The organism is Jeongeupia sp. HS-3, from assembly GCF_015140455.1.
In the GTDB taxonomy this organism is placed as follows: Bacteria; Pseudomonadota; Gammaproteobacteria; order Burkholderiales; family Chitinibacteraceae; genus Jeongeupia.
On record NZ_AP024094.1, the window covers coordinates 3,105,967 to 3,130,994 of the forward strand.

Consider the following 25,028-nt stretch of genomic DNA (forward strand, 5'->3'; position numbering starts at 1 on the left):
GGTCAGTCCAGGGTTTTGACGAAGCGCAGCCCGGTATCGCGGTAGCCCTGCGTTTCATAGAAGTGATGTGCGTGTTCGCGCTGATGGGCGCTGTTGACGATCAGCGAGTTGGCGCCGTGCTCGTGCGCCCAGGCTTCACCGGCGGCGAGTAAAGCCTGGCCGACGCCGAGGCCGCGACAGTGCTCGGCGACGACGAGGGCGATGATGCGCGCATGGGCGCCGTCCTGTTCGAGCGAATAGCCGAGCGCCAGGGCGATCAGGCCGGTCACGTCGCCATCGAGTTCGGCAACAAGCGCGCCGTAGCCGCCGGCCTTGTTCAGCTGGCCCAGTCGCGTCTGCATTTCGTACTCGGTGCTTGGATAGCCCAGGCTTGCCATCAGCCGGGCCAGCACCGGTGCATCGTCGAGTCGGGCGGCGCGGATCGTCGGTTCGCTCATGGTGCGGGGGTATTCATCATTTCAACAAAGATGTCTTCGAGGTCGGGTTTGACGACTTCGATATCACGCACCGCCACCGCTGCGGTTTTCAGCGTTGCAAGTATGGTTTCGAGCGCATTGCAATCGGCGAGCTTCAGTTCGACCAGACCATCCGCACCGCGCAATCGCAGTGGTGCCAGGCTGGCCGGCAAGGCGCCGTCGAGCTTGAGCCGCAGCGTACGGCTGCGGCCGCGGTCGAGCAGCGTGTGCTTGTCTTCAAGGGCGAGCAAGCGCCCCTGCTTGAGCATGGCGATGCGGTTGCACAGCGTTTCGGCTTCTTCGAGATAGTGCGTCGTCAGCACGATGGTGTGACCCTGGGTGTTGAGGCGCTGAACGAAGTCCCATAGCGTTTGCCGCAACTCGACATCGACGCCAGCGGTTGGCTCATCGAGCACAATCACCGGCGGCCGGTGCACCAGCGCCTGCGCGACCATCACCCGGCGTTTCATCCCGCCCGAGAGCGCACGCATATTGGCATTGGCTTTACTGGTGAGACCGAGGTTTTCGAGGATTTCATCAATCCAGTCGTCGTTCTTTTTCAATCCGAAATAGCCGGACTGAAATGTCAGTGTTTCGCGCACACTGAAGAACGGGTCGAAAACCAGCTCCTGCGGCACGATGCCCACGGAACGGCGTGCGGCACGATAATCGCCGGCGACGTCGTGGCCCATCACCGCAATCTTGCCGCTGCTGGCTCGGGCCAGCCCGCCGAGAATCGAGATCAGCGTCGTCTTTCCGGCGCCGTTCGGGCCGAGCAGGGCGAAGAAATCGCCTTCCGCGACCTCAAAGCTGACACCTGAAAGCGCGTTGAAGTCGCCATAGCGTTTGACGACGTTATCGAAAGTGATGGCGCTCATGCTGCGGCCGCGTCGGGGCCGGATGCAGATGCTTCCGGTGCAGAGGCCGGCGTCGGGGTATCCAGCGCCGCCGGGGCGCTTGCGGCTTCGCCGGCGACGCCGGAGGCATCAGGCAGGCCATCCTCATCGTCGTCAGGCTCGCCTAGCAGCAGTTGCCGTGGCGGCTGGCCGTCGTAGACCTTGCTCCAACGCTTCTGCAGGTAGGCATCGCGCATGAAGGCGTAGGGGTCGAGCTGGGTATCGAGCAAGGCGTCGAGCGACAGCAACTGGCTGCGCGCATCGACAAAATAGAGGCCGTAGTAGGCGATCTGTCCGGCGAGCGGATCGATGTAATCGATCGGGCCCCAAGCGAGCCGCACCAGCGGATCTGCGCCATCGCGCAGCGTCAGCGGTCCGTAAAGCGGCATCATCAGGTAAGGGCCGGAGCCGACGCCCCAATGGCCCAACACCTGGCCGAAGTCCTCGTCGCTCTTTTCCAGCCCCATGCCGGTGGCCCAGTCCATCAGCCCGAACATCCCGAAGGTGGTGTTCACGATCACGCGGCCGGCGCTCTGGCCAGCCTTGCTGAATTTGCCCTGAAACAGCGCGGCGACGCTGGTGAAGATATCGTCAACGTTGCGGAAGAAATTGGATGTGCCGTCCTTGACCGGGCCTGGCGCGTAATCGGCGTAGGTCTGCGCAACCGGGCGCAGCACGGTGCGGTCGATGGCGCGGTTGAAGGCAAAGACCTTGCGGTTCACCGGCTCAATCGGATCGTAGTTGTTTTGCGGCGTCGCACAGCCTACCAGCAGTAAAAGGGCCAGGCCTGCGATCCGGGTGCGCGTTGCGTACAGGGTGTCTTGGGTCATGGTGATTTCAAGGTAGTGCTACAGCACGCGGCTGCATATCCGAATTTCGGGATACTTGCCGCGGCCGGTGTGCTTTGATTCAAAAAAATGGGGTCGCCATGGCGACCGGTCGGATATTCAGGACGGCTTTTCGTGCAGCCAGTCGGCGACGTCATAGAGCTTTGCCAACTGGGTCAGTGCCGTCGGGATATGGGTAAAGCGCAGGCTCACCTTGCGCCGCTGCGCCTCGCGCAACCAGTGCAACATCACCGATACGCCGGCCGAGTCGGCATCATCAATACCGGCCAGATCCAGCGTCAGCGTACCGCCCGCGGACGGCCATTCACTCAGGTCAAGCCGTCCGGCCGCACTGGCGATGGTCAGTGGCCCGTTCAGCGCGAGGGTGCGGGTTTCAGCCACCTTGCTTGCTGTTCCCGGCGAGCTTGGCGTTGCGATCGGACAGCGTCTTGATCAGGCCATCGATCCCGTCCTTGCGGATGACCGCGCCGAACTGGTTGCGGTTGTTCACGGTAAAGCTGATGCCGTCGACGGCGATGTCGAATACCTTCCAGTTGTTGCCGGATTTCTCAAAGTAGAAATCCAGCGGAATCGGCTTCTGGCCCGGGATGGACACTTCGGTGCGAACCGTCTGCTCGCTGGCATCGGCACCGGGGCGCGTGCCTTTCACCGCGACGTCGGCATTTTTGTAGATCGTCAGCGCCGACATATAGGTGCGCACCAGCATGGTTCGGAATTCGCGGCTCAGTGCCTGCTGTTGTTCCGGGGTTGCCTGACGCCAGTACTTGCCGACCGCGAGCGAGGTCATCCGGGTGTAATCGGCCAGCGGCGAGACGCGGGCGTCGACCTGATCGCGTACCTTGCCGACGTCCTTGTCATTTTGCCTGAGGATGTTCAGTACGTCGGTGCTGACGCCGCGAACGATTTGTTCCGGGTCGCTCGACGCCAGTGCGAACACCGGCAGCAGGGCCAAGAGCAGCAATGCGATCCATTTTTTCATTGTTTATTTCTCCGTAGCACTCGTGCCACTTTCGTCTGCCTTGGAAAACAGGAAGCGGCTGATCAGTTGTTCCAGCACGATCGCCGACGAGGTGATCGTGATCCGGTCTCCGTTCTGGAGCGTTTTTTCGTCGGCGCCCGGTTCAAGGCCGATGTACTGCTCGCCCAGTAGCCCCGAGGTGAGGATCTCGGCACTGGTGTCGCGGCTGAAGTGATAGCGATCGTCCAGTTTCAGCGTCACGCTGGCGACATAGCGCTGCGGATCAAGCGAAATCGCCGCCACGCGGCCGACGACGACACCGGCGCTTTTCACCGGCGCACGTACCTTGAGGCCGCCGATATTTTCAAAATTGGCGCTGACCGTATAAGTGCTCGATGCCGGGAGGCTGCTCTGGCTGCTGACCTTCAAGGCCAGAAACAGCAGGGCGATGACACCGAGTGCAATAAAGAGTCCGACCCAGAAGTCGATCATTGTCCGTTTCATCGGCACAGTCTCACGTATCTATTTGTTAATCGTCGCGGTCTCATCACGCCCCCCGGAACATGAAGGCGGTCAGCAGCACGTCGAGGCCGAGAATCACCAGCGCGCTGGTGACCACGGTGCGCGTCGTCGCACCCGAGACGCCCTCGGCCGTCGGTGGTGCATCGTAGCCTTCGAATACCGCGATCAGGCTGACGGCGACGCCGAAGCACACGCTCTTGATCACGCCGTTGATGACATCGAGGCGAAAATCGACCGAGCTCTGCATCTGGCTCCAGAACGTGCCGGAATCCAGCCCGAGAAGCTGCACGCCGACGAGGTAGCCGCCGAATATGCCCATGGCGCTGAATAGTGCCGCCAGCAGCGGCATCGAAATCACGCCGCCCCAGAATTTCGGCGCAATCACGCGGGCGACCGGATTGACCGCCATCATTTCCATTGCCGACAGCTGCTCGGTGGCCTTCATCAGGCCGATTTCGGCGGTGATGGCACTGCCGGCGCGGCTGGCAAACAGCAGGGCGCCGATCACGGGCCCGAGCTCACGCACCAGCGAGAGCGCGACCAGTACGCCGAGCGAGTTTGATGCGCCAAAGCGCACCAGCGTCTCGTAGCCCTGCAGCGCCAGCACCATGCCGACAAACAGCCCGGAGACCGCGATGATCAGCACCGACAAAACGCCGGCAAACCAGATCTCGCGCATCGTCAGCGAAAAGCGTCTCAGCGCAAACGGCGACGCTTTGAGCACCGACCACAGAAAGCGGGTGGCAAAGCCGAGCTTGATCAGCGCATTGGTCACCGGCGCACCAAGCGCCTGCAACGAACGGGATACCGGGTTAGTCATGCCTACCTCCGCCGAGGTTCAATGCTGTGGCATACGGCTCGGCAGCACGCTGGAACGGGACTGGTCCATCCGGCTCGCCGTTGATGAACTGTTTGACGAAGGGATGGGTCGATGCGCGCACCTCATCCGGCGTACCTTCGGCGACGACGCGGCCGTCGGCGAGGAAATAGACATAATCGACAATCGCCAGCGATTCCGCCACGTCGTGAGTCACGACGATCGAAGCACCGCCGAGCGCATCGTTGAGCTGGCGGATCAGTTGGCCGGTGACGCCGAGCGAGATCGGATCCAGACCGGTAAACGGTTCGTCGTACAGCATGATCTGCGGATCCAGCGCAATCGCCCGCGCCAGCGCCACTCGGCGGGCCATGCCGCCGGACAGCTCGTTGGGCATCAGCGGCGCCGCGCTGCGCAGGCCGACCGCGTGCAGTTTCATCAGCACCAGGTCACGAATGACCGATTCGGGCAAGTTGCTGCGTTCGCGCAGCGGAAAGGCGACGTTGTCGTAGACCGACAGGTCGGTAAACAGTGCGCCGAACTGGAACAGCATGCCGAGCTTGCGGCGCATCGCATAGAGCTGCGCCTCGCCCATCGTGGTGACCTCGTCGCCGCCGACGTGCACGCTGCCGCTATCGGCGCGCAATTGCCCGCCGATCAGCTTCAGCAAGGTTGTTTTGCCCGAGCCTGAGCCACCCATGATCGCGACCACCCGGCCACGGTCGATGCTGAGCGATAACTCGCTCAGTACCGGCTGTTCGCCGTAAGCAAAAGAGACGTCGTTGAAAACGACGAGGGGGGCGGAATTGGACAAGTTGGCTGACTAGACTGGTGAGTACAAACAGGGGTCCATTGTACGACGAGCGCGATTGCCCAAGCCATTACAAAAAGGGCGAAAACAACACATACAATGTAAGCAAATATTCCGTGTGCTTGCTGCATGGTAGTATCTGGCTGACAATATTTCGTGAATATTACCAATCGATATGTACTTGCAGCATTTCGGGCTCAATGCCCCGCCGTTCCGGATCACGCCGCATCCGGCGTTTTTCTTCGGTGGCGGGCGTCGGGGCGAGGTGTTGGCGGCGCTGGTTTATGCCGTTCTGCATGGCGAGGGCTTGGTCAAGGTCGTCGGCGAAGTCGGTAGCGGCAAAACCATGCTGTGCCGGATGTTGCTGGAGCAATTGGCCGGCGAGGTCGATCTGGTTTTTATTCCGCATCCGCTGCTCGAACGTGACGAAATCCTCGATGCGATCGCATCCGAATTGGGGCTGCCGCTTGAGCATGGCCGCAGCAATGCGCGTGTTCAGTCCCTGCAGCTGGCGCTGATCGAGCGGTTTGGCCGTGGCCGGCGCGTCGTGGTGGTCGTTGACGAGGCGCATGCAATGCCGGTGCTGGGGCTGGAAACGATAAGGCTGCTGTCCAATCTCGATCACGGCCACGACAAGCTGCTGCAGATCGTGTTGTTCGGCCAGCCAGAACTCGATACCCGACTCGAAAGTTACGAATTAAGACAGCTGTTCGAGCGGATTACTCACGCTTTTGCATTACAGCCGCTACGCCGCGATGAGTTGTCGGCCTATCTGGAGTTTCGCCTGCGCGCGGCCGGTTATCGTGGCCCCCAGCCCTTTTCTGGCGCCGCGCTGAAGCAGATCGCCGGCGCTGCCGATGGTCTGGTGCGGCGTGCCAATATTCTTGCCGACAAGGCGCTGCTGGCGGCTTTCGCCGATGGCGCCCACGCGGTCACCGGCCGACACGCCCGCGCTGCCGTCGCCGACTGCGGTTACCGCCGGGCGATGTGGTCTCCACGCCGCTTCTTTGGCGCTTTTCCCTTCTTTTGGCGCCGTCATGCTTGATGTGAAGTGTTGGTTTTTGATCTCGCTGGGTGCGCTGCTATCGGGCTGTGCCGGCAACGCCGGCTTATCGGTGGCGGCTTCGCGGCATTTGTCCGCGCCGGCCAGCGCACCGGTGGCGATACCGCCGACCATCAGCGGCCTGCCTCCGCTACCCAAGCCGCGGGCGGCGGCGAAAACCGAGACCTATAGCGTGGTCGTGCACAAGTTGCCGCTGGCCGAGCTGCTGTTTGCGCTGGGGCGAGATGCCAGGATCAACGTCGATGTGCACCCGGGTGTCAGCGGCGTGATCACGCTGAACGCGATCAACCAGACGCTGTCGCAGATCATGGATCGGGTGTCGCGCCAGGCCGATATCCGCTGGACGCTGGAGCACGGCGTGCTGGCGGTGATGCCGGATACGCCGTATCTGAAAACCTATGCGCTCGACTATATGAATGTGTCGCGCAATGTGAAATCGGCGGTGAGCATCCTCAACTCGGTGTCGAGCGTGGGGGGCAACAGTACGACCAGTAGTAGCGGGGCGACCACATCGTCATCGGCTTCGGGGGAGGGTGGCAATACCTCGAGTACGCAGCTGGAAATGGCGTCCGAGCATCAGTTCTGGCGCCGACTGGAAAGCAATCTGAAGGTCTTGCTCGGGATCACCGACTCAGGCGCGGCGACGCCAAGCCTGGCGCAGCAGGCGGTGGCGCAGGTGGCGACATCCTCACCGACGCCGCAGCTCGCGCAGCAACTGGCCCAGATCGAAAAAACGCTCGCCCAGACCGGCAAGGCGCAGGCCGAAACCACCGCGCTACTGGCCAGAATGGCCCAGCCCGCGCCGCAGGCGGTGGCCGCGCCTGTCGTCGCCAATCAGGTCATCGTGCACCCGGAAACCGGCATGATCACCGTGCGGGCCTCGCACAAGGATCAACTGCGCGTGGGCGAGATGCTCGCGGCGGTGCAGGCCAGCGCTTCACGGCAGGTGCTGATCGAGGCGACCATCGTCGAAGTGGCGCTGTCGAACGAGTATCAGGCCGGCGTCGACTGGAGCCGCGTGGCGACCAACGGCGTCAACTTCGCAGTGCAGAACATCGGCGCGGCGCTGGCGCAGGCGCCATTCACCGCGGTGTCGTACAGCAATCCGAACCACGGTTTCGACATGACCGTGAAGATGCTCGAGCAGTTCGGCCGCACCCGCGTGCTGTCGAGCCCGAAGATCATCGCTCTCAATAACCAGACGGCGCTGATGAAGGTGGTCGAGGAGCAGGTCTACTTCACCATCACCCAGCAGACCAACCAGAACGACAGCCAGACCGTGACCAATCTGACCAGCACGCTCAACACCGTGCCGGTGGGGCTGGTGATGCAGGTGACGCCGCAGATCGCCGAGGACAACACGATCGCGCTGAATGTGCGGCCGACGATCACCAATATCAGCGGCTTTGTCGCCGACCCGGCGGTCGCCTTGCTGGCGGCGCAGGCCAAGGTCAGCCTGCAGAGCCTGGTGCCGGTATTGCAGGTGCGCGAGTTCGATTCGACGCTGAAAGTGCCCAGTGGTCAGATCGCCGTGCTCGGCGGCTTGATCCAGGATTCGCTCGACGCCAATCGCTCCGGGATCCCCGGTGTATCGCGCATCCCGGTCGCCGGCGATCTGTTCAGCTATCGCGACGACAAGGTCAGGAAGATCGAACTGGTGATCTTCCTGCGGCCGATGGTGGTGAAGAACGCCAGCGTCGATGGCGATTTTTCCGGCTTCAAGGACTATCTGCCTGGGCAGGATTTCTTTGATAAGCCGCAGGATCAGGATCTATCCGCGTTTCAGGGCGGCCTGACGGCCTTGCCGGGCAAGGCACCGCGATGAGCCTGTTGTTGCAGGCGCTCAAGCGCGCCGACGCGCAAAAGCGCCAGCCGATCGGTACTGCCGGGTTGGCGCAGCCGGAGCAAGCGACGCATCTGCAAGCGCCGACGATGACGCTGGCGCTGGAGGCGGATGAGCCCGCGATGGCCGAGATGCCGGCGCCGTCGCTGGCGGCCGAAGCGCTTGATGCCGTCGTGCCCGAGGCGCTGCCGCAACCGGCCGCGGAAGCAGTTCCGGAGCCGGTCTCGACGTTCAGATCGGAGCCGATCCACGCTGCTGCACTGACGCCTGCGATGGCCAGAACGGTGGCGCCGTCGCCGGCCTTGGCCAAGCAGGTTTTCGCCGCCAAGGTTCCGGCGCGTGGATGGCGGCCCAGTTCGCTGATCCTGTTGCTGCTTGCGGTACTGGTGGCCGTTGCCGCCGGCATCGCCATGCTCATGTTTGATCGGCCGGTCGCACCCACGCAGCCGCTGATCGCCGCACAGCCGGAGGCTGGCGTTGCTGTCGCCGCAGCGGCGCCGATGGCCTTGATCGAACCCGCCGTTCCGGCAGCGGCCGTGGCGAGCGCACCGCTTGCGCCGCCGTCACCGCCCGCCCCAGAGCGCATCGAGATGCAAGTACCGGCGGTTGCGCCGGCGCGGGTCGAAGTGCGCCGTAGCGAGGCCACCGAGCGCGTGCCGGCGGCGATCGAAGCCGGCTTCGAGGCCTACCAGTCCGGTCGCTGGGGCGATGCCGAGGCACAGTACCGCCGCGCCTTGCAGCAAGACCCCCGCTCGCGTGACGCCTTGCTCGGCCTCGCCGCCGCATTGGCGCAGCAAGGCAAAAGCGCGGGGGCGATCGACGTCTATCGCCGCCTGAGCCAGCTGTACCCGGACGACGCGGCCGCGCAGGCCGGCCTCGCTGCGCTGCAGCAGGGCGGTGGCGAACGGCAGAGCGCCAGGCTCAAGCAGCAGGCCGACGGCGGCGATGCCGACGCGGCCTTCGTACTCGGCAACCGCCTGTCGTTTGAGGGGCGCTGGCCCGAGGCGCAGGCGGCGTACTTTCAGGCCTTCTCGCAGGAACCGAGCTCGGCCGATTACGCCTACAACCTTGCGGTCAGCCTTGATCGGCTGCAGCAGCCACAGCTGGCCGCCGACTATTACCGCCGTGCGCTGAGCCTGGCCGGTGGCCGCTCGGCACGATTTGACGCGCAATTGGCCAAGGCGCGGCTCGCCGCGCTGACGGAGCCGCAATGAACGCGCCGCTGCCGCGCCGGCTACCGCTGGGCGAACAACTGGTCGGCAAGGGGCTGATCAGCGACGACCAGCTGCGCATCGCGCTGATCGAGCAACGTCGGGGCGGCAAGCCGCTCGGCCAGACGCTGGTGCAGCTCGGCTTTTTGTCCGAGGCGATCCTGCGCGATGCACTGTCGGAAACCCTGGGACAGGACAGCGTCGATCTGGCGCACACCATTGCCGACCCGCAGGCGGTGCGCCTGATCGGCAAGGATTTCGCCAAGCGGCTGATGTTGTTGCCGATCGCGCTCGATCCGGATGCGGCGACGCTGACGGTGGCGATGGTGCAGCCGAACAATCTGGTCGCGCTCGATCAGTTGCGGCTGTCGCTGCAAAACCGCTACACCATCGTGCCGCAGTTGGCGGCCGCATCGCAGCTGAATCACGCCATCGACCAGTGCTACGGTTTCGAGCTGTCGATCGACGGCATCCTGCACGAAATCGAAACCGGCGAGATCGACGAGGCCAGCCTGCAGCTGCAGGACGCCGAATACAACCAGCCGGTGGTGCGGCTGATCGACGCGCTGCTGGCCGACGCGGTATCGCGCGGCGCATCGGACATCCATTTCGAGCCCGAGCAGAGCTTCGTGCGCATCCGCTACCGCATCGACGGCGTGTTGCGGCAGATCCGCGCGCTGCACCGGACCTACTGGCCGGCGATGGTGGTGCGGCTCAAGGTGATGGCGCGGATGAATCTGGCCGAAACGCGCGCACCGCAGGACGGGCGCATTTCGCTGACGCTGGCCGGGCGGCCGCTGGATTTTCGCGTCGCCAGCCAGCCGACCACCTGGGGCGAGAACGTCGTCTTGCGGATTCTCGACCGTCACAAGGGCCTGGTCGCGCTCGATGCGCTCGGCCTGACCGACGCCAATTTGCAGCTACTGCAGCTGATGATCGCCCGCCCCGAAGGGCTGATCCTCGTGACCGGGCCGACCGGCAGCGGCAAGACCACCACGCTGTACTCGGTGCTGAGTCATATCAGTTCCGAGGCGATCAATATCATGACGCTCGAAGACCCGGTCGAGTATCCCTTGCCGCTGATCCGGCAGACCTCGGTGAACGAGGCGGTGAAAATGGATTTTGCCGACGGTATCCGCTCGATGATGCGTCAGGATCCGGACGTGATCCTCGTCGGCGAAATCCGCGACCGGGATACCGCCGAAATGGCCTTCCGCGCCGCGATGACCGGCCATCAGGTGTATTCAACGCTGCATACCAACTCGGCGATCGGTGCGGTGCCACGGCTGCTGGATATCGGCGTACTGCCCGACATCATTGCCGGCAACCTGATCGGCATCGTCGCGCAGCGCCTGGTGCGCAAGCTCTGCCGCCATTGCCGCGAGCCCTATGTCGCCGACGCGTTCGAGCTGAAGCTGCTTGGTCTGAGCGATGAGGCCGGGCCGGTGACGCTGTACCGCGCCGCCGGTTGCGCCCATTGCGAGCATCAGGGCTATCGCGGCCGGATGTCGGTGATGGAAATCCTCAAGTTCAACGATGAACTCGACGAGCTGATCGCCCGCCACGCGACCCTGCGCGAGATCCGCGCTGCCGCGGTGGCGACCGGCTTCGTGCCGCTGATCGAGGATGCCTGCCGGCGGGTGCGCGACGGGCTGACCACGCTCGAAGAAATCTCCCGCGTCGTCGACATGACCGCGCGCGCGGTGAGCTAGATGCAGTTCCGTTACCGCGCCGTCGATGCCGATGGCCGCATTCGTCAGGGCACGATGGATGCCGCCAATACGGCCGATCTGGAGCTGCGGCTCAAGCGGCTGGCGCTGTCGCTGATCCGCGCCCGCCCGGCGCGCGAGCTGCACGGACTGGCGGCGCGGCGCATCGGCCGGCGTGAACTGGTGACCTTCTGTTTTCATCTTGAGCAGATGAGCCAGGCCGGCGTGCCGCTGATCGACGGGCTGATCGACCTGCGCGACAGCAGCGAACATCCGCGCTTCCGATTGGTGATCGCGCAAATGATCGAAGACATCGAGGGCGGCAAGCTGTTCTCGCAGGCGCTGGCGATGCACCCGCGTGTGTTCAACCCGCTGTTCGTCAATCTGGTTCGCGCCGGCGAGGCCAGCGGCAAGCTGGCGGTGGTGCTGGCGAATCTGGCCGAATCGCTCAAATGGCAGGACGAACTGGCGGCGCAGGCCAAGAAGGTCATGGCGTATCCGCTGTTCGTCAGCGTGGTGGTGCTGGCGGTGATCGCGTTTCTGATGAGCTATCTGGTGCCGCAGATGGTCGAGTTCATGCGCTCGATGAACCAGACCTTGTCGTTCAATACCCGCTTGCTGATCGGCGTGTCACACGCGGTGGTCGAGTACGGCTGGTTGCTGATGCTGTTGCCAGTGCTGGCCATCGTGGCCTTGCCGGCGTGGGCGCGACGCGACGCGGCGATGGCCGAACGGCTCGATGCGCTCAAACTGAATGCCCCCTTCATCGGCCCGACCTTGAAGAAACTGTCGCTGGCGCGCTTCGCCGACCAGTTCGGCCTGCTCTACGCGGCGGGGATTCCGATTCTGGATGCGCTGGCGATTTGCGAAGGCATCGTCGGCAACCGGGCCATTGCCGCAGCGCTGGCGCGGGTACGCGGGCTGATTCGCGAAGGTGTCGGCATCGCCGCGAGCTTCGAGCGCGAGCAGCTTTTTCCACCGCTGGTGCAGCGCATGGTCAAGATCGGCGAGCAGACCGGCGGCATCGATACCGGCATGCGCAACGTCGCCTACTTTTTTCACCGTGATGTGCGCGAATCGATTTCGCGCATCCAGGGCCTGGTCGAGCCGACCATGACCGTGGTGCTCGGCCTCTTGCTGCTGTGGATCATGTCGGCGGTGCTGGGGCCGATTTTCGATACTGTCGGCAGGATGCGCTGATGGCGTGGCGTTTCTTGACCGGGCAGGCCCGTGACGGCTTGATTGTTCTGGCGCAGCGGGGGCTATCGGTGGGGCCTTTGAGCCACTTGCCGTGGCGTGCCGATGCGCAGTTCGCGCTCGATCCGGCGGGTCTGGCCGATTTTGCTGCTTACTGCCGCCACAATCCGTACCGGCGCTTCCGTCTGCTGGTGCTGGGCGGCGACGAGGAATTCAAGTCCGATACCTTGCCGCCGGTGCGCGGACGAGACCGGCAGCTACTGATTCAGCGCCGGCTGGAGCAAGCCTGGCGCGGCACGCCGTATCGGCGCGCCCGGGTGCTGGGTGATGGCACCTTGGTGCTGTCGGCGCTGACGCAACGCGATCAGATCGATGCCGTGGTCAAAACCCTGCTCGAGGCGGGCTGTGCGATTGCCGGCATCCACGCGGCATCGGGCTTGCTGGCCGGCATGCTGGCGCGTTTGGCGCTGGTGCAGGGGCCGACCTTGCTGCTGTCGCCCTTGGTCGACGCGGGTATCCAGCAGGCATGGTTGACGCCAGATGGGCTGCGTTTTGCCCGCGTCAGCCAAGGACAGACCTGCTTCGTGTCCCTGAGCGCCGAGACGGTCGCGCCGGTGCTGGCCGACGAAGTTCGTCTGACCTTGCAGTATCTGGCGAGTGAGCGGCTGTTGTCGCACGCTAGTCAGGTGACGGTCTTGCTGCTTGATGGCGATGCGCGCGTGCAAGCGCTGGCGGCGCAATTGCAGCAGCGGCTGATCGATATGGGAGAAACCGCCCAGGTTTCATCCTTGCCGCTGAACGAAACGAGCCGGGCACTGGGGCAGGCGGAAACGGGTGATCTATTGGGGCTGCTGGCCGGCACACTCGGGCGCCGTTTGCTGGCGGCACATTATGCTTCGGCCGAGGTGTGCCGCTTCGAAACGGTCCGGCGCACCGGTCTGGTCTTGCGCTGCCTGGGCGCGATGGGATTTGCTGCTGCGGCGTTCTGGTCGCTCTCGATCTGGCTGGCGGCAAATGCGCTGGATGAGCGCACTGCGACCCAGCAAAGCAAATTGACGACCCTGCAGCGGGAGTCGCAGCGGGTGGCGGCGGAGCTGGTCAAGCGCGATGTCGGAGACCCCGTGGCATTGCGCGCGGTCGATACGCTGTACCGCGCCGGGATGGCGTCGTGGCCCAGCGCCGAAGCCAGTGCGCGCGGATTCAGCCGCATTATTGCGAGCTTCCCGGCGATCCGGATTGATGCGTTGGCTTGGGAGGTAGCCCCACCGGTGGCACCGCCATCCGAGGACGCTGCGCCGGTTGGCGGCACCGTGGCCGTATGGACGCAAACCGTGTCGCTCTCGGGGCATGTATTGCCACCGGTGGATGCGCGTCAGGCTCTGGCCCAAGTCGAGGCGCTGGCCGCGCGCTTGCGTATCGAGCGAGGCATGGTGGTTGAGGTGGTCAAGCTGCCGCTCGATATCCGCCCGCAAGCGACGATCCAGAGCCAGGCCGATGCGCCGGCCGAAGATGCCTTGGCGCAGCGCTTTGTGCTGAAGCTGACCCAGCGTGCCGGAGCAGATCAATGAGATTGCCCGCCCGTCAGGATTGGCCTTTGCTGAGTAAGGCCTTGCTGGTGCTGCTACTGGGCTTGGGGGCTGGCCTTGCCCTTTGCTATGCCACGTGGCGGCATCGGGATGCGGCGCAGTTGAAGTTCAATCAAGCGCTCAGCCAACTGGTGACGATGCAAAACCAGGTGGACGATGCGCGCGCGCAGCTTGAGCATCTGGGCAATTACCAGCACGAGTACGCGCTGCTGCGCCGGCGTGGCGCCATCGGTGTCGAGCATCGGCTTGAATGGGTCGAGTACCTGAACGCCGAGGCGAGCCGCAGGCCGGGGCTGAGTTACCAGATCGGCGCGCGCCGGGCCTTGCCCGGTGTGGATGCCCAGAACGGTTTGCAGCTGTTTGCCAGCAAGCTGGATGTTCGTTTTACCGCGAGCGACGAGACCGGCTGGTCCAGCTTTAACGCCGGCTTGCGCCGGTTGCCCGGCTGGGCCGCCGAGGGCGCTTGCCAGATTGCCCGTTCGCCAAACAAGGACGTCGCCGCTTTAAGCGTCGATTGCAGTTATGAATGGCTGAGCATTGATCGTGCCGAGGTTGCCGAATGAACACGCTGCGTTGCTTGCTGCTGTTTTTGGGCGCTGCGATGGCCCATGCCGACGACGGCTGGGGCACGCTGTTTACCTCGCAGTCCGAACGCAGCGGGGCGCTCGGGCCGGCGCAACAGCAGGCCTCGGGCGTATCGGCGCGCTTCGATGGCGAAGTACGCAGCGCGCACGGCGTGTCGCGCTGGGTGGACGGCGTGCACCGCCGGACTGCGCCGGCCGGGCTCAAGCCGGGGCAGCGCCGGGTGGGGGGCGTGGTGCGTGATGCTTACGAGCCGGACGGCCGCTAGGGTGCCGTCGGCACAGCGCGGTATGGCGCTCGGCATTTTTTTACTGGCCTTGATCGTGATGATCACGGCCTTGAGCGCGCGGGCGTTTCGATTCAATAACGCCAATCGCGATGCGGTCACCAGCCGGGCGCTGGCCGATGCGAAACAACAACTGATTGCCACGGCATTGAGTCGTCAGCCGACGGGCGTGGGCGGCGCGAATAATGACAACCGCCCAGGTTCGCTGCCGTGCCCGGATCTGAATGTACCGGGAAGCGCCGATGCCGGTTTCGCTGGCCTGGCTCGCGTATCCGCGTGCGATGGTGTTTCGGATGCGCGGCGTCTGGGCCGTTTGCCATCGGCAACGATGAGCCAGCCGGCCTTGCGTGATGGCAGTGGCGAGCCACTCTGGTACGCGCTGGTGAGCGGCCTCTCGGACATCGACGATGCGCCGCTGAACGATGACTTTATCCCCGAAGGCGGCAAGCCCTGGTTTACGGCGTGGGCCGATGCGGGTCGAGCGGCCATTTCTGCTCGTCACGATCCCGTGGTTGCGGTGGTGATCGCACCGGGAACCCCGTTGAGGGGGCAGTTGCGCGGCAATGTCGCGCAGCAACGCAGTGCGGCAAATTATCTCGAAGCGGCAACGACCACGCAGGGGAAATTCTCTAACCGCGACCTTGCCCTCGCTCGTTTTCTTGATGGCCCGCTGCGGGATACCAATGGCAACGCGCTACTCAACGACCGTGTGTTGACGATCCGGCGTAGTGAGCTGCTTGCGCCGGTCGCGCGGCGGGCGGCGTTTGAGTACCAGCAGCTCTTGGCACTGTGGGCCGAGCGCAAGGGCGGCAATCGCTGGCCGAACCCCGCCGATCCGGCCAGCCCGGGCTGCACCGAAACCGGCGGCAATGCGACGGCGAACGGCTGTATACCGGATGCAGCACGCTGCCGGGGACGATTGCCCAAGTCGATTGCGCTGACGAATGAACTCCAGGAAAAGGTCGCTTACCGCCCACTTGGCACCAGTCCCGCGGATTGGCTGGCGCGCTTGCGGAGCTACTACTGGCTGTATCGCAATCGCTGGGAGCAACAGTTCTTCTATGCCGTGGGCGGCGATGCCATTCACGCTGCGCCAGCCGGGTGCGCGGCGGCACTGAAGGTTGAGGACGCGACCTTGCCGGCTGACACAACGGTACTGGCCGTGCTGTTCAGTGCCGGCCCGGCGCGCGATGACCTGCTGTCGCCGCAACGGCGTAGCAATGCGACCGAAAAGCAAAACCTTGCCAATTACCTTGATCCCGTTTCCGGTCTTGACCCGGAGCGGAACCAGCGCGGCTGGGACACGCCGCCCGTGCATCCCGATGAGTACACGCTGCCTGCCGGTAACGACAGGCTTTATCTATTAGTGAGAAATAATGGCGCGACAAGCTGGATTCACGCTCATTGAGCTGGCGGTAGTGTTGGTCATCGTCGGCATGCTGCTCGCCGGAGCGCTGCAGGCGGCCCGCGTCATGGGTGAGGCGCAGCGCGTGCGCGACACCCGCAGCGAGCTTGCCGAGATTCGCGAAGCATTGCTGGGGTTTGCTGTTCGTGAAGGCCATTTGCCGTGCCCGGCGGATCCGGCTGCAACCGGTGCAGCCATCGGGGTGGAAGATCGCTCTGGCGATGTATGTAATCGCTTTCAAGGGTTGCTGCCGTGGGTAGCTCTGGGCCTTGGTCAAACCGATGCCTTTGGTCGGCCATTCAGCTACCGGGTGACTGATTTTTATGCCAATACCGATGGCAAGAGCTTTGGTGGGTGTGGTGGCAACTCGCCACCGGCAGGGGTGTCGTTTGCCATGTGTTCACTGGGCGATATCAACATTTTTTCTGCAGCCGTTGCGGGGCAGGATCTCGCCCGAAATGTCGTGGCGGTGGTGGTCTCGCACGGCAGTTACGGCCCCGGACCCTTGCAGGCCGGGGGCGTGGGCGACGAGGCCGAAAATGCCGATAACGATCGCGAGTTTGTCAGTCGTGAACGCGTGGATGGCGCTGACGGCGTGGCCGTGTACGACGACCTGACCGATTGGCTGCCTCCTGCAACGCTGCTCAGCCGGATGTTGCTGGCAGGGCGGTTGCCGTGATCGATCACGGGCCTATTTCTGCCGTGCTGGCAATGAAGCGACTCAGGAGGTGAGCCCAAGAACAATGCCCCTGAAATCTTGATCCAACGAATAAAAAATAATGATTCAACAACGGAGAAACACAAATGAAGCACACACCAAAGCAGGGTGGTTTTACCCTGGTTGAACTGGCCATCGTGCTGGTGATTGTCGGGCTGATTCTGGGGCTGGCATTCAAGGGCCGGGACTTGATCGACGGTGCGCGGGTCAAGAGCGCGCAGGCGAGCACCAACAAGATTCAGGCTGCGGTGAATATTTTTTTCGAGCGTTACCAGCGTTATCCTGGTGACGGTTGTGTCGTGGCGAATGCGGCGCTGTTGTCGCAGTGTGGCGGTGCTCGAAACGGACTGATCGACAATGCGAATGAGACCTCGTCGTTCTGGTCGCTGCTGATCGGCACCGGCATTCTCACCACTGCGGAACGCACCAGCCCGTTCGGGACACAATGGAACGTTGCCACTGATGCCATTAATGGTCGGATTAATACGGTGACCTACCTGGTTTCTGGCACTGCTGCTGTCGGTGCAGCCTCAACGGCGACCGATATCCGTTACGTGTGCTCGCTTGATACGCAATACGACGACGCCAATCCAACCTCTGGCAATATCCGCAGCAACGTGGCCGCCGGTATGACTGTCGGTACCTATCAGGCTGGCGAGGACTGCTGGAGCAAGAGTGGCCAGGTTGCGATGAGCATCCGCTTGTTGCCTTAGGCGATATGCAAAACAAAAACCCGCCATCAGGCGGGTTTTTGCTCTCGATCGAGCGGCAATGGGGTACCGCCCTGGTTCAGTCCGGTGCAGCATCTGCGCCGCCCAGCACCTCGCGCAGCAGCGGCAGCGTCACTGGTCGCCGCAGCGACAGCGCGTAGCGGTTGGCGCGGGCGATCAGCGTCTGCAGGTCGGCAAGATTGCGGCTGGCGTGGTGCAAGAGGTAGTCGCAGGCCTCGTCGGAAAGCTCGAAACCGAGCTGGTGCGCCTGCTGCTGCAGGGCCGCAGCCTTGTCGCGGTCGGACAAACCCTTGAGCTGATACACCAGCCCCCAGCCCAGCCGGGTGGTCAGGTCGTCGCGCAGCGTCAGCAGCATTGGTGGCAGCGGGCCGGCAGCCAGCAAGCGGCCGCTGCCTTCACGCACGGTGTTGTAGTGGTCGAAAAGGCGGATCTGCTGCTCGTCATCGAGTGCATCGACGTTGTCGACGATCAGCGCGGTGTCGGCGGCGATTTCGTCCGGCAGCGGCTCGAGCTTGGCATCAACGTAGGTCGCGCCATCGAGGCGATCTCTGGCGGCGGCAAGCAGATGACTTTTGCCCACGCCGCTTCCACCCCATAGGTAGAGGAAGCGAACGTCATCGCTACCGCTCAGCCATTCGCCCAGCATGAACAGCAGCTCGGCATTCTCGCCGGGGATGAAGCCGGCAAAGCCCGCCGGTTGCGGGAGCATGAGGTCGAGAACGAGTTGTTTCATTGGCAAGCGGCACCAGACGCACGAAAGCGCGCAGCCTTGTCGGCAGCGTGCAGGGTAGTCTGGATGTGGGCGCAAAGCGCGATCGGCGAGGCCGGTGTCGCGTTGCGCCGGCGGGCGGGCAGGCGTTTCATTGCAGGATGCGGTAAACTACCGCGTTTTCAGCAGCTTGCCGTCATTTTACCTGAGTTGGCGCGCTGCAGAACCCGAATTCTTTCACGAGGCCGTCATGAGTTCCCAAAGCCTGAGCTACCGCGACGCGGGTGTCGATATCGACGCTGGCGATCAGTTGGTCGAAAACATCAAGCCGTTTGCCAAACGCACGATGCGTCCGGAAGTGTTGTCCGGCATCGGCGGTTTCGGTGGTCTGATCGAAATCTCCAAGAAGTTCAAGGAGCCGGTACTGGTTTCCGGTACCGATGGCGTTGGCACCAAGCTCAAGCTTGCGTTTGAATTGAACCGTCATGACACCGTCGGCCAGGATCTGGTCGCGATGAGCGTCAACGATATTCTGGTGCAGGGCGCCGAGCCGCTGTTCTTCCTCGATTACTTCGCCTGCGGCAAGCTCGACGTCGATACCGCCACCGAAGTGATCCGTGGCATCGCTCACGGTTGCGAGTTGTCGGGTTGCGCATTGATCGGCGGTGAAACCGCCGAAATGCCGGGCATGTATCCGGTCGGCGAATACGATCTGGCCGGCTTTGCCGTCGGCGTAGTCGAAAAATCCAAGATCATCACCGGCGATGACATCGTTGCCGGCGACGTGGTGCTGGGTTTGGCGTCGAACGGCGCACACTCGAACGGTTACTCGCTGGTGCGCAAGATTCTGCATTTGACCGAAGCCGATTATGCCGCCGAGTTCGACGGCGGCAAGAGCCTGGCCGACGTGGTGATCGCACCGACGCGTATTTACGTGAAGCCGATCCTGAAGCTCATCGAGGCGCTGACGGTCAAAGGCATGGCCCACATCACCGGCGGCGGCATCACCGAGAACGTGCCGCGCGTGCTGCCGAGCAATGTGGTCGCGCAAATCGACGCCAAGAGCTGGACCCTGCCCAAGCTGTTCCAGTGGCTGCAGAAGGAAGGCAACGTCGAGGCGCAGGAAATGTACAAGACGTTCAACTGTGGCGTCGGCATGGCCGTGATCGTTGCGGCCGGCGATGCGGCAGCCGCCAAGGCGCTGCTCGAAGCCGAGGGCGAAACCGTTTACACGCTGGGTACGATACGTCCGCGTAACGGTGACGAGCACCAGACCCAGGTGGCCTGATCCGGGCTGCCGGCAAACGGGGCGAGGTGGCGACACCTCGCCCTTTGTTATTGAAGCGGGCGCGTTCGTAGAACTATGAAAAACATTGTCATCCTGATTTCCGGCCGCGGCTCCAATATGCAGGCCATTGTCGACGCGCAGATTCCCGGCGCGCGCATTGCCGCGGTGATTTCCAACAAGGCCGATGCCGAGGGCCTGACATGGGCGCGCGAGCGCGGCATTGCCACCGCGTCACTGAACCATAAAGAGTTCGACGGCCGCGAGGCTTTCGATGCCGCGCTGGTGACGCTGATCGACGGCTACGCGCCCGATCTGGTGGTGCTGGCCGGCTTTATGCGCATCCTCACGCCGGTGTTCGTCAACCGCTATGCCAACCGGCTGATGAATATCCATCCCTCGCTCTTGCCGGCGTTCACCGGTCTGCATACGCACGAACGGGCGATTGCCGAAGGCGTGAAGTTCGCCGGCTGCACCGTGCATTTCGTCACCGCCGAACTCGATAACGGCCCGATCATCGCGCAGGCCGTGGTGCCGGTGCACGACGGTGACACCGCAGCGACGCTGGCGGCGCGAACGCTGGTGGAAGAGCACCGGTTGTATCCGCAAGCGGTCGCCGACTTTGTTGCTGACCGGTTGATCATGACCGGCCGGCGCGTGCTGCGCCAAGGCTGACAAGCCCATGACCTTGCGCTTCGGTCGCCGATTGCTTGCGTGCGCGCTGATCCTCTCGCTATTGCTGCACCTGTCGGGCATCTTTGGCGAGCTGGCTTATGCCTGGGTCGCGCAGCCGCGCGGTGACGATACGCCGCTGCGCAAGGCAACGAAAAAGCTCGTCGCGCAGGATATCGATGACGAGGCGCAGCAGCCCGCCGGGCTGGCCGGGGTCAAGCCGGCCGACAAACAGGTCGTCTACCTGCGGCCACTGGCCGAACTGATACCGCCCGCGCCGCCCGAACCGCCTCGTCCGTCACCCGCGCCCAAGCCGGCCCCCCGCAAGCCCAAGCCGAACCCGGCCAAGGTCGTCGCCAGTGCGGCGAGCGCTGCACCGGTCGCCTTGGCGGCTGTCGATGCCAGTGCCGCGGCGAGCAGTGGCGGGGCCAGCGCGCCAGCCAGCGCCCCGGAGAATGCCCCGGTCACCGCCGGCATGGACAGGCGGCCGGGGGCGATGCCGGCCGAGGCCAGCCGTGTGGCGCACGCCAGTGCGCCGGCAGGCCTTAGCAAGCAACAGGCCAAGGCATTTCCGCGCGCGGTTGAAATTACCTATGTTTACGGTGTCTTCCCGGTCAGAATGACCTGGCAGGTCGATCATGGTGAGTACCAGCTCAAGCTGGCCGGTTCGCTGTTCGGTCGAACCCGGGTGATCCAGAGCCAAGGCAAGGTCGGCAAGCAGGGAGTGGTGCCGCTGCATTTCTCGGACCACAAGGACGACAAGCTCCTGAACGAGGCGAACTTCGATTGGGATGCCAAGACCGTGACGCTGAACGACAAGGGCAATCTGAAAACCGAAGACCTGAGTCCGGGCGATCAGGATCTGTTTTCGGCCGCCTTCCAGTTTGCGCTGCAAGGCGCCAAGATGAAAAACTTCACCTTTGCGATGGTCAGCGGCCGCAAGGTCTACCCGCAGGTCAATTTCGAGATTCGCGGCGAAACCACGCTGCGGCTCGGTGACCAGAAGATCGACACCATCCTGTTGCACGGTAATTTCGAGGATCGCAGCTTCGATTTCTGGCTGGCGCCACAGTGGAACAACATGCCGGTGCGCATCCGGCTGACGCTGGGCAAGGAAGGCAATAATTTCGACATTCTCGCCAATGCCATCACCATCAATGGCGAGCAAGTACTTAAACCGCTGTCATCGACGAACGGGGCGAACCGAAATTCGCCGCAGTTGCGTTGATGCTGAGCGCGGTGCCCCTTATTCCGATCAACGGCGACTCGGCCATCGGGCCGGTCGCCCCGACCAACTCTGGTGCGAATCCCTATTCGCCGGTACAACGCTGATATGAACAAAACCCAATTTGATGCCATTCTCGACGTGCTGCACACCGTGCTGCCGTTTACCGCGCCGGCCGACGTGTGTTTGTCGCGCTACTTCCGTGATCACCCCAAGCTTGGCGCGCGCGATCGTACCGAGATCGCCGAAACCGTCTTCGGCCTGCTGCGCCATCTGCCACGGCTGAAGTGGGTCTGCGGCGAAAAGGCCGGTGTGATCGACTGGATGGTCGCCTACTGGGCCGCGGTAGAAAAACGCAACCTCAAGGAACTGACGGAGATCTTTGATACCCGCCGGATGGAGCAGGCCAAAGAATACAAGGCCGTGCGCTGGGAGGATGCGCCGCTGGCGGTGCGTGCCGGGCTGCCGGAATGGATCGCCGAAGCCATGCTTGCCGACGGTTTCGATGAAGCCGGCACTCTTGAAATCGGCCGCACCATGATGCAATCGGCACCGCTCGATCTGCGCGCCAATACGCTGAAAATGAAGCGCGAACCGATACAGGCCGAATTGACGGCCCAGGGTATCGAGTCGGTGCCAACGCCGTACTCGCCTTGGGGTCTGCGCGTGACCGGCAAGCCGGGGCTCTCGAAGCTCACGCTGTTCAAGGAAGGCGCGTTCGAAGTGCAGGACGAAGGCAGCCAGTTGTTGGCGCTGCTGACCGGTGCCAAGCGCGGCCAGATGATTGCCGATTTCTGCGCTGGTGCCGGTGGCAAGACACTGGCGATCGGCGCGATGATGCAATCGCTGGGTTCGCTGTATGCCTTTGATATTTCCGAAAAGCGCCTTTCCAACCTCAAGCCGCGTCTGGCGCGCTCGGGTTTGTCGAATGTGCGCCCGCAGCTGCTGACTTCCGAGAACGATACCAAGGTCAAACGCCTGGCCGGCAAGATGGACGCAGTGCTGGTCGACGCGCCGTGCTCGGGCCTGGGAACGCTGCGCCGCAATCCGGACCTGAAGTATCGGCAGAGCGCACAAAGCGTCGCCGAACTGAACATCAAACAAGCCAATATCCTGGCTTCGGCCTCGCGGCTGGTGAAGGTCGGCGGCCGGCTGGTCTACGCCACCTGCAGCTTCCTGCCGTGCGAAAACCGCAAAATCGTCGATGACTTCCTCGCCGCACACCCGGAATTCGTACTGCTTGATGTCCGTGAGCTGCTGGCCAAGGAGCGGGTCGAGATTGCCCTCGATGGCGAGTGTCTGCAGATGTCGCCGATGCAGCATGGCACCGATGGCTTCTTTGCCGCGGTAATGCAGCGAGCGCCAAACGCTGCGGCCGAGTAAGCCAATAAAAAAGCCCGCATCAAGCGGGCTTTTTTATTGTGCCGATATCGCGTCGTTACTTGACCACGCGTAGCGCCGGACGGCCGCCACCGCCACTGGGGCGCGAGGGTGGCGGTTCGTTGTCGTCGTCCTTGGCGGCAACCGGCGCGCTTTCCGGTGCATCTTCCTGCTCGCCGTCGGTCGGGCCTTCGTACTCAAAGCCCATGCCTTCGCCGTTTTCACGCGAAAAGATCGACACCACCGCGCCAACCGGGATGGTGATATCGCGCGAAACGCCGTTGAAGCGCGCCGAAAAGCTGATGTAGTCGTTACCCAGATTCAGGTTGCGCGTGGCGTTGTAGCTGATGTTGAGCACGATCTCGGCGTTCTTCACGTATTCCATCGGCACCTGCATCTTGCCGCGTACGGCAACGACGAGATAGGGGGTGAAGTCGTGATCGGAACACCACTCGTGGATCGCACGAATCAGGTAGGGCTTGGTCGAAACGGATTGCATGGCCAACGTCCTCGGTAAAATCGCTGCTCAAGGTTTCGTATTCCGGCCGTTGGCGTACAAGCCACCGGCCAGAGCACGAATTACTTGCGCATCGCCTTTTCGTTCGGCGTCAGCGAGTCGATGAAGGCTTGGCGGCTGAACAGGCGCTCGGCGTACTTCAGGATAGGCACCAGCGGCTTGGTCATTTCGATGCCGTAATGCTCCAGACGCCACAGCAACGGCGCAATGGCAACGTCGAGCATCGAGAACTCTTCGCCGAGCATGTGCTTTTGCTTGGCAAACAGCGGTGCAATCTGGGTCAGGCTGTCGCGGATGGCAATACGTGCGGCTTCCAGCGTCTTCTTGTTCGAGGCACTGTCTTCCAGCGTCTTTATGTGCACGAAGAGTTCGCGTTCGAAGTTGAACAGCATCAGTCGGGCGCGGGCACGCATGACCGGATCGGCTGGCATCAGCTGCGGGTGCGGGAAGCGCTCGTCAATGTATTCATTGATGATGTTCGACTCGTACAGGGTCAAATCGCGTTCGATCAGAACCGGCACTTCGTTGTACGGGTTCATCACGGCCAGGTCTTCCGGCATGCTGTGCGTGTCGACATCGAGAATCTCGAAGTCCATGCCTTTTTCAAACAGGACAATGCGGCAACGGTGGCTGAACGGGCACGAGGTACCGGAGTAAAGCTTCATCATGGCGTCGGGATTCCTAGGGTTGATACGATGGCGCCGAGTGTAGCGATTTCGCCCTTGATAAGCTAGGGGTAATGGGTTAACTGATTGAATTTTATGAGTAATTCGTGGAAATGAAAAAAGCGCCCGAAGGCGCTTTTTTGTGCTGGCAGGCGATGCTTAGTGGATATCGCGCCAGTATTCCTTCTTCAGCAAATAGGTCATCGGGATCAGGATGAACAGCAGGAACAGCAGGACGCCGTAACCGATCTGCTGACGCTTCACCTGTGCCGGCTCGCCCATATAAACAAGGTAGCTGACCAGATCGCCGACGCGCTTGTCGAACTCGTGCTGATCGTACTGATTGTTTTCGCCGATCCGGGTCAACAGGCCCGGCTTCGCCAGCTTCAGCCCTTCGAGCACCTTCTCTTCCTTGCCGTCATGGCCTTTCACCGTCTTGTAGACCGGCTCCTGGATGCCTTGCAGCTCCCACAGTACGTGCGGCATGCCGACCTTGTCGAAGGCGGTGTTGTTCCAGCCGGTCGGACGCGAATCGTCACGGTAGAAGCCGCGCAGATAGGTATACAGCCAATCGGCGCCGCGCGAACGGGCGATCAGCGACAGATCGGGCGGGGTGGAGCCGAACCATGCCTTGGCATCATTGGCCTGCATCGCCACCTTCATCGGATCGCCGACCTTGTCGGCCGCGAACATCAGATTGGCTTTGATCTGCTCTTCGGTCAGGCCGATATCCTGCAGCCGGTTGTAGCGCATGTTGATGGCGCCATGACACGACAAGCAGTAGTTGGCGAAGGTCTGCGCGCCGCGCTGCAGGCTTTCAACGTCACGCAGGTTGACCGGGGCTTTGTCCAGGTGGACGCCAGCTTCGCTGGCAAAAGTGGCAACCGGGACGAGGAGTGCCACGGCGGCCAGGAAACGACGGAAATGCTTGGTCATT

Annotated in this window: 27 protein-coding genes; 15 read left to right on the plus strand and 12 right to left on the minus strand. The window is 62.9% G+C overall.

Annotated elements, in window-relative coordinates:
• Window positions 1–2: 2 nt before the first annotated feature.
• From JLC71_RS14980 to JLC71_RS15015, 8 genes are all read right to left on the minus strand, one after another.
• Window positions 3–437, minus strand: a complete 435-nt coding sequence (locus JLC71_RS14980; RefSeq protein WP_200916365.1) for a GNAT family N-acetyltransferase — start codon at window positions 435–437, stop codon at window positions 3–5.
• The gene (locus JLC71_RS14985) at window positions 434–1,333 is read right to left on the minus strand and encodes an ABC transporter ATP-binding protein (protein ID WP_200916366.1); all 900 of its coding nucleotides are present in this window, start codon (window positions 1,331–1,333) and stop codon (window positions 434–436) included. Before JLC71_RS14985 ends, JLC71_RS14980 begins: the two co-directional genes overlap by 4 nt.
• Window positions 1,330–2,181 (minus strand): MlaA family lipoprotein, encoded by an 852-nt coding sequence (locus JLC71_RS14990; RefSeq protein ID WP_200916368.1) that lies wholly within the window; start codon window positions 2,179–2,181, stop codon window positions 1,330–1,332. Before JLC71_RS14990 ends, JLC71_RS14985 begins: the two co-directional genes overlap by 4 nt.
• A 117-nt stretch (window positions 2,182–2,298) precedes the next feature.
• The gene (locus JLC71_RS14995; RefSeq protein WP_200916370.1) at window positions 2,299–2,580 is read right to left on the minus strand and encodes an STAS domain-containing protein; all 282 of its coding nucleotides are present in this window, start codon (window positions 2,578–2,580) and stop codon (window positions 2,299–2,301) included.
• On the minus strand, window positions 2,573–3,178 hold the full coding sequence (locus tag JLC71_RS15000; RefSeq protein WP_200916372.1) for an MlaC/ttg2D family ABC transporter substrate-binding protein: 606 nt from the start codon (window positions 3,176–3,178) through the stop codon (window positions 2,573–2,575). Before JLC71_RS15000 ends, JLC71_RS14995 begins: the two co-directional genes overlap by 8 nt.
• A gap of 3 nt (window positions 3,179–3,181) precedes the next feature.
• Window positions 3,182–3,661 carry an outer membrane lipid asymmetry maintenance protein MlaD gene (gene mlaD, locus JLC71_RS15005; RefSeq protein WP_200916374.1) on the minus strand — a complete coding sequence of 160 codons (480 nt, stop codon included), beginning with the start codon at window positions 3,659–3,661 and terminating at the stop codon, window positions 3,182–3,184.
• 43 nt (window positions 3,662–3,704) lie between these two features.
• Window positions 3,705–4,499 carry a lipid asymmetry maintenance ABC transporter permease subunit MlaE gene (gene mlaE / locus JLC71_RS15010; protein WP_200916376.1) on the minus strand — a complete coding sequence of 265 codons (795 nt, stop codon included), beginning with the start codon at window positions 4,497–4,499 and terminating at the stop codon, window positions 3,705–3,707.
• Complete coding sequence (locus JLC71_RS15015) at window positions 4,492–5,310, minus strand: ABC transporter ATP-binding protein (RefSeq protein WP_200916378.1); 819 nt, start codon at window positions 5,308–5,310, stop codon at window positions 4,492–4,494. Before JLC71_RS15015 ends, mlaE begins: the two co-directional genes overlap by 8 nt.
• 172 nt (window positions 5,311–5,482) lie before the next feature.
• On the opposite strand from JLC71_RS15015, the gene JLC71_RS15020 reads away from it, so the two are divergent.
• From JLC71_RS15020 to JLC71_RS15070, 11 genes are all read left to right on the plus strand, one after another.
• A complete protein-coding gene (locus JLC71_RS15020) occupies window positions 5,483–6,352 on the plus strand; it encodes an ExeA family protein (protein WP_200916380.1) in 870 nt (289 codons plus the stop codon).
• Complete coding sequence (locus JLC71_RS15025) at window positions 6,345–8,195, plus strand: type II secretion system protein GspD (protein ID WP_200916383.1); 1,851 nt, start codon at window positions 6,345–6,347, stop codon at window positions 8,193–8,195. Before JLC71_RS15020 ends, JLC71_RS15025 begins: the two co-directional genes overlap by 8 nt.
• On the plus strand, window positions 8,192–9,427 hold the full coding sequence (locus tag JLC71_RS15030) for a tetratricopeptide repeat protein (protein WP_200916385.1): 1,236 nt from the start codon (window positions 8,192–8,194) through the stop codon (window positions 9,425–9,427). The genes JLC71_RS15025 and JLC71_RS15030 overlap by 4 nt, the downstream gene beginning before the upstream one ends.
• Complete coding sequence (locus JLC71_RS15035; protein ID WP_200916387.1) at window positions 9,424–11,136, plus strand: GspE/PulE family protein; 1,713 nt, start codon at window positions 9,424–9,426, stop codon at window positions 11,134–11,136. Before JLC71_RS15030 ends, JLC71_RS15035 begins: the two co-directional genes overlap by 4 nt.
• A complete protein-coding gene (locus tag JLC71_RS15040; RefSeq protein ID WP_200916389.1) occupies window positions 11,137–12,333 on the plus strand; it encodes a type II secretion system F family protein in 1,197 nt (398 codons plus the stop codon).
• Window positions 12,333–13,898 (plus strand): hypothetical protein, encoded by a 1,566-nt coding sequence (locus tag JLC71_RS15045; RefSeq protein WP_200916391.1) that lies wholly within the window; start codon window positions 12,333–12,335, stop codon window positions 13,896–13,898. The genes JLC71_RS15040 and JLC71_RS15045 overlap by 1 nt, the downstream gene beginning before the upstream one ends.
• Window positions 13,895–14,479 carry a hypothetical protein gene (locus tag JLC71_RS15050; protein ID WP_200916393.1) on the plus strand — a complete coding sequence of 195 codons (585 nt, stop codon included), beginning with the start codon at window positions 13,895–13,897 and terminating at the stop codon, window positions 14,477–14,479. The genes JLC71_RS15045 and JLC71_RS15050 overlap by 4 nt, the downstream gene beginning before the upstream one ends.
• On the plus strand, window positions 14,476–14,766 hold the full coding sequence (locus JLC71_RS15055) for a hypothetical protein (RefSeq protein ID WP_200916395.1): 291 nt from the start codon (window positions 14,476–14,478) through the stop codon (window positions 14,764–14,766). Before JLC71_RS15050 ends, JLC71_RS15055 begins: the two co-directional genes overlap by 4 nt.
• Window positions 14,767–14,788: 22 nt before the next feature.
• Window positions 14,789–16,192 carry a hypothetical protein gene (locus tag JLC71_RS15060; protein ID WP_200916397.1) on the plus strand — a complete coding sequence of 468 codons (1,404 nt, stop codon included), beginning with the start codon at window positions 14,789–14,791 and terminating at the stop codon, window positions 16,190–16,192.
• Complete coding sequence (locus JLC71_RS15065) at window positions 16,161–16,868, plus strand: type II secretion system protein (protein ID WP_200916399.1); 708 nt, start codon at window positions 16,161–16,163, stop codon at window positions 16,866–16,868. Before JLC71_RS15060 ends, JLC71_RS15065 begins: the two co-directional genes overlap by 32 nt.
• A gap of 125 nt (window positions 16,869–16,993) precedes the next feature.
• Complete coding sequence (locus JLC71_RS15070; RefSeq protein WP_200916401.1) at window positions 16,994–17,620, plus strand: type II secretion system protein; 627 nt, start codon at window positions 16,994–16,996, stop codon at window positions 17,618–17,620.
• Between the two features lie 76 nt (window positions 17,621–17,696).
• Here the strand turns inward: JLC71_RS15070 and hda are convergent, their stop codons facing one another.
• The gene (gene hda, locus JLC71_RS15075) at window positions 17,697–18,371 is read right to left on the minus strand and encodes a DnaA regulatory inactivator Hda (RefSeq protein WP_200916403.1); all 675 of its coding nucleotides are present in this window, start codon (window positions 18,369–18,371) and stop codon (window positions 17,697–17,699) included.
• Between the two features lie 226 nt (window positions 18,372–18,597).
• Between hda and purM the strand changes: the two genes are divergently transcribed.
• From purM to JLC71_RS15095, 4 genes are all read left to right on the plus strand, one after another.
• Window positions 18,598–19,635: a phosphoribosylformylglycinamidine cyclo-ligase gene (gene purM / locus JLC71_RS15080; protein WP_200916405.1), complete on the plus strand. Its 1,038-nt coding sequence runs from the start codon at window positions 18,598–18,600 to the stop codon at window positions 19,633–19,635.
• A 75-nt stretch (window positions 19,636–19,710) separates the two neighbouring features.
• Window positions 19,711–20,307, plus strand: a complete 597-nt coding sequence (purN, locus tag JLC71_RS15085; RefSeq protein ID WP_200916407.1) for a phosphoribosylglycinamide formyltransferase — start codon at window positions 19,711–19,713, stop codon at window positions 20,305–20,307.
• Window positions 20,308–20,314: 7 nt separating this feature from the next.
• A complete protein-coding gene (locus JLC71_RS15090) occupies window positions 20,315–21,532 on the plus strand; it encodes a DUF3108 domain-containing protein (protein WP_200916409.1) in 1,218 nt (405 codons plus the stop codon).
• A gap of 105 nt (window positions 21,533–21,637) precedes the next feature.
• The gene (locus JLC71_RS15095; protein WP_200916411.1) at window positions 21,638–22,912 is read left to right on the plus strand and encodes an RsmB/NOP family class I SAM-dependent RNA methyltransferase; all 1,275 of its coding nucleotides are present in this window, start codon (window positions 21,638–21,640) and stop codon (window positions 22,910–22,912) included.
• A gap of 55 nt (window positions 22,913–22,967) precedes the next feature.
• Here the strand turns inward: JLC71_RS15095 and JLC71_RS15100 are convergent, their stop codons facing one another.
• From JLC71_RS15100 to JLC71_RS15110, 3 genes are all read right to left on the minus strand, one after another.
• Window positions 22,968–23,408: a ClpXP protease specificity-enhancing factor gene (locus JLC71_RS15100; protein WP_200916413.1), complete on the minus strand. Its 441-nt coding sequence runs from the start codon at window positions 23,406–23,408 to the stop codon at window positions 22,968–22,970.
• Between the two features lie 80 nt (window positions 23,409–23,488).
• Entirely contained in the window at window positions 23,489–24,094 is a 606-nt protein-coding gene (locus JLC71_RS15105) for a glutathione S-transferase N-terminal domain-containing protein (protein ID WP_200916415.1), read from the minus strand.
• 156 nt (window positions 24,095–24,250) lie between these two features.
• Window positions 24,251–25,027, minus strand: coding sequence for a cytochrome c1 (locus tag JLC71_RS15110; RefSeq protein ID WP_200916416.1), 777 nt, complete (start codon window positions 25,025–25,027; stop codon window positions 24,251–24,253).
• Between the last annotated feature and the right edge of the window lies 1 nt (window position 25,028).

Excerpts from the sequence above, each read along its gene's own strand:
- JLC71_RS14980 (WP_200916365.1), bottom strand. The coding sequence starts at position 437 with ATGAGCGAACCGACGATCCGCGCCGCCCGACTCGACGATGCACCGGTG.
- JLC71_RS14985 (WP_200916366.1), bottom strand. The coding sequence starts at position 1,333 with ATGAGCGCCATCACTTTCGATAACGTCGTCAAACGCTATGGCGACTTC.
- JLC71_RS14990 (WP_200916368.1), bottom strand. The coding sequence starts at position 2,181 with ATGACCCAAGACACCCTGTACGCAACGCGCACCCGGATCGCAGGCCTG.
- JLC71_RS15000 (WP_200916372.1), bottom strand. The coding sequence starts at position 3,178 with ATGAAAAAATGGATCGCATTGCTGCTCTTGGCCCTGCTGCCGGTGTTC.
- mlaD (WP_200916374.1), bottom strand. The coding sequence starts at position 3,661 with ATGAAACGGACAATGATCGACTTCTGGGTCGGACTCTTTATTGCACTC.
- mlaE (WP_200916376.1), bottom strand. The coding sequence starts at position 4,499 with ATGACTAACCCGGTATCCCGTTCGTTGCAGGCGCTTGGTGCGCCGGTG.
- JLC71_RS15020 (WP_200916380.1), top strand. The coding sequence starts at position 5,483 with ATGTACTTGCAGCATTTCGGGCTCAATGCCCCGCCGTTCCGGATCACG.
- JLC71_RS15025 (WP_200916383.1), top strand. The coding sequence starts at position 6,345 with ATGCTTGATGTGAAGTGTTGGTTTTTGATCTCGCTGGGTGCGCTGCTA.
- JLC71_RS15030 (WP_200916385.1), top strand. The coding sequence starts at position 8,192 with ATGAGCCTGTTGTTGCAGGCGCTCAAGCGCGCCGACGCGCAAAAGCGC.
- JLC71_RS15035 (WP_200916387.1), top strand. The coding sequence starts at position 9,424 with ATGAACGCGCCGCTGCCGCGCCGGCTACCGCTGGGCGAACAACTGGTC.
- JLC71_RS15040 (WP_200916389.1), top strand. The coding sequence starts at position 11,137 with ATGCAGTTCCGTTACCGCGCCGTCGATGCCGATGGCCGCATTCGTCAG.
- JLC71_RS15045 (WP_200916391.1), top strand. The coding sequence starts at position 12,333 with ATGGCGTGGCGTTTCTTGACCGGGCAGGCCCGTGACGGCTTGATTGTT.
- JLC71_RS15050 (WP_200916393.1), top strand. The coding sequence starts at position 13,895 with ATGAGATTGCCCGCCCGTCAGGATTGGCCTTTGCTGAGTAAGGCCTTG.
- JLC71_RS15055 (WP_200916395.1), top strand. The coding sequence starts at position 14,476 with ATGAACACGCTGCGTTGCTTGCTGCTGTTTTTGGGCGCTGCGATGGCC.
- JLC71_RS15060 (WP_200916397.1), top strand. The coding sequence starts at position 14,789 with ATGGCGCTCGGCATTTTTTTACTGGCCTTGATCGTGATGATCACGGCC.
- JLC71_RS15065 (WP_200916399.1), top strand. The coding sequence starts at position 16,161 with ATGGCGCGACAAGCTGGATTCACGCTCATTGAGCTGGCGGTAGTGTTG.
- JLC71_RS15070 (WP_200916401.1), top strand. The coding sequence starts at position 16,994 with ATGAAGCACACACCAAAGCAGGGTGGTTTTACCCTGGTTGAACTGGCC.
- hda (WP_200916403.1), bottom strand. The coding sequence starts at position 18,371 with ATGAAACAACTCGTTCTCGACCTCATGCTCCCGCAACCGGCGGGCTTT.
- purM (WP_200916405.1), top strand. The coding sequence starts at position 18,598 with ATGAGTTCCCAAAGCCTGAGCTACCGCGACGCGGGTGTCGATATCGAC.
- purN (WP_200916407.1), top strand. The coding sequence starts at position 19,711 with ATGAAAAACATTGTCATCCTGATTTCCGGCCGCGGCTCCAATATGCAG.
- JLC71_RS15090 (WP_200916409.1), top strand. The coding sequence starts at position 20,315 with ATGACCTTGCGCTTCGGTCGCCGATTGCTTGCGTGCGCGCTGATCCTC.
- JLC71_RS15095 (WP_200916411.1), top strand. The coding sequence starts at position 21,638 with ATGAACAAAACCCAATTTGATGCCATTCTCGACGTGCTGCACACCGTG.
- JLC71_RS15100 (WP_200916413.1), bottom strand. The coding sequence starts at position 23,408 with ATGCAATCCGTTTCGACCAAGCCCTACCTGATTCGTGCGATCCACGAG.
- JLC71_RS15105 (WP_200916415.1), bottom strand. The coding sequence starts at position 24,094 with ATGATGAAGCTTTACTCCGGTACCTCGTGCCCGTTCAGCCACCGTTGC.
- JLC71_RS15110 (WP_200916416.1), bottom strand. The coding sequence starts at position 25,027 with ATGACCAAGCATTTCCGTCGTTTCCTGGCCGCCGTGGCACTCCTCGTC.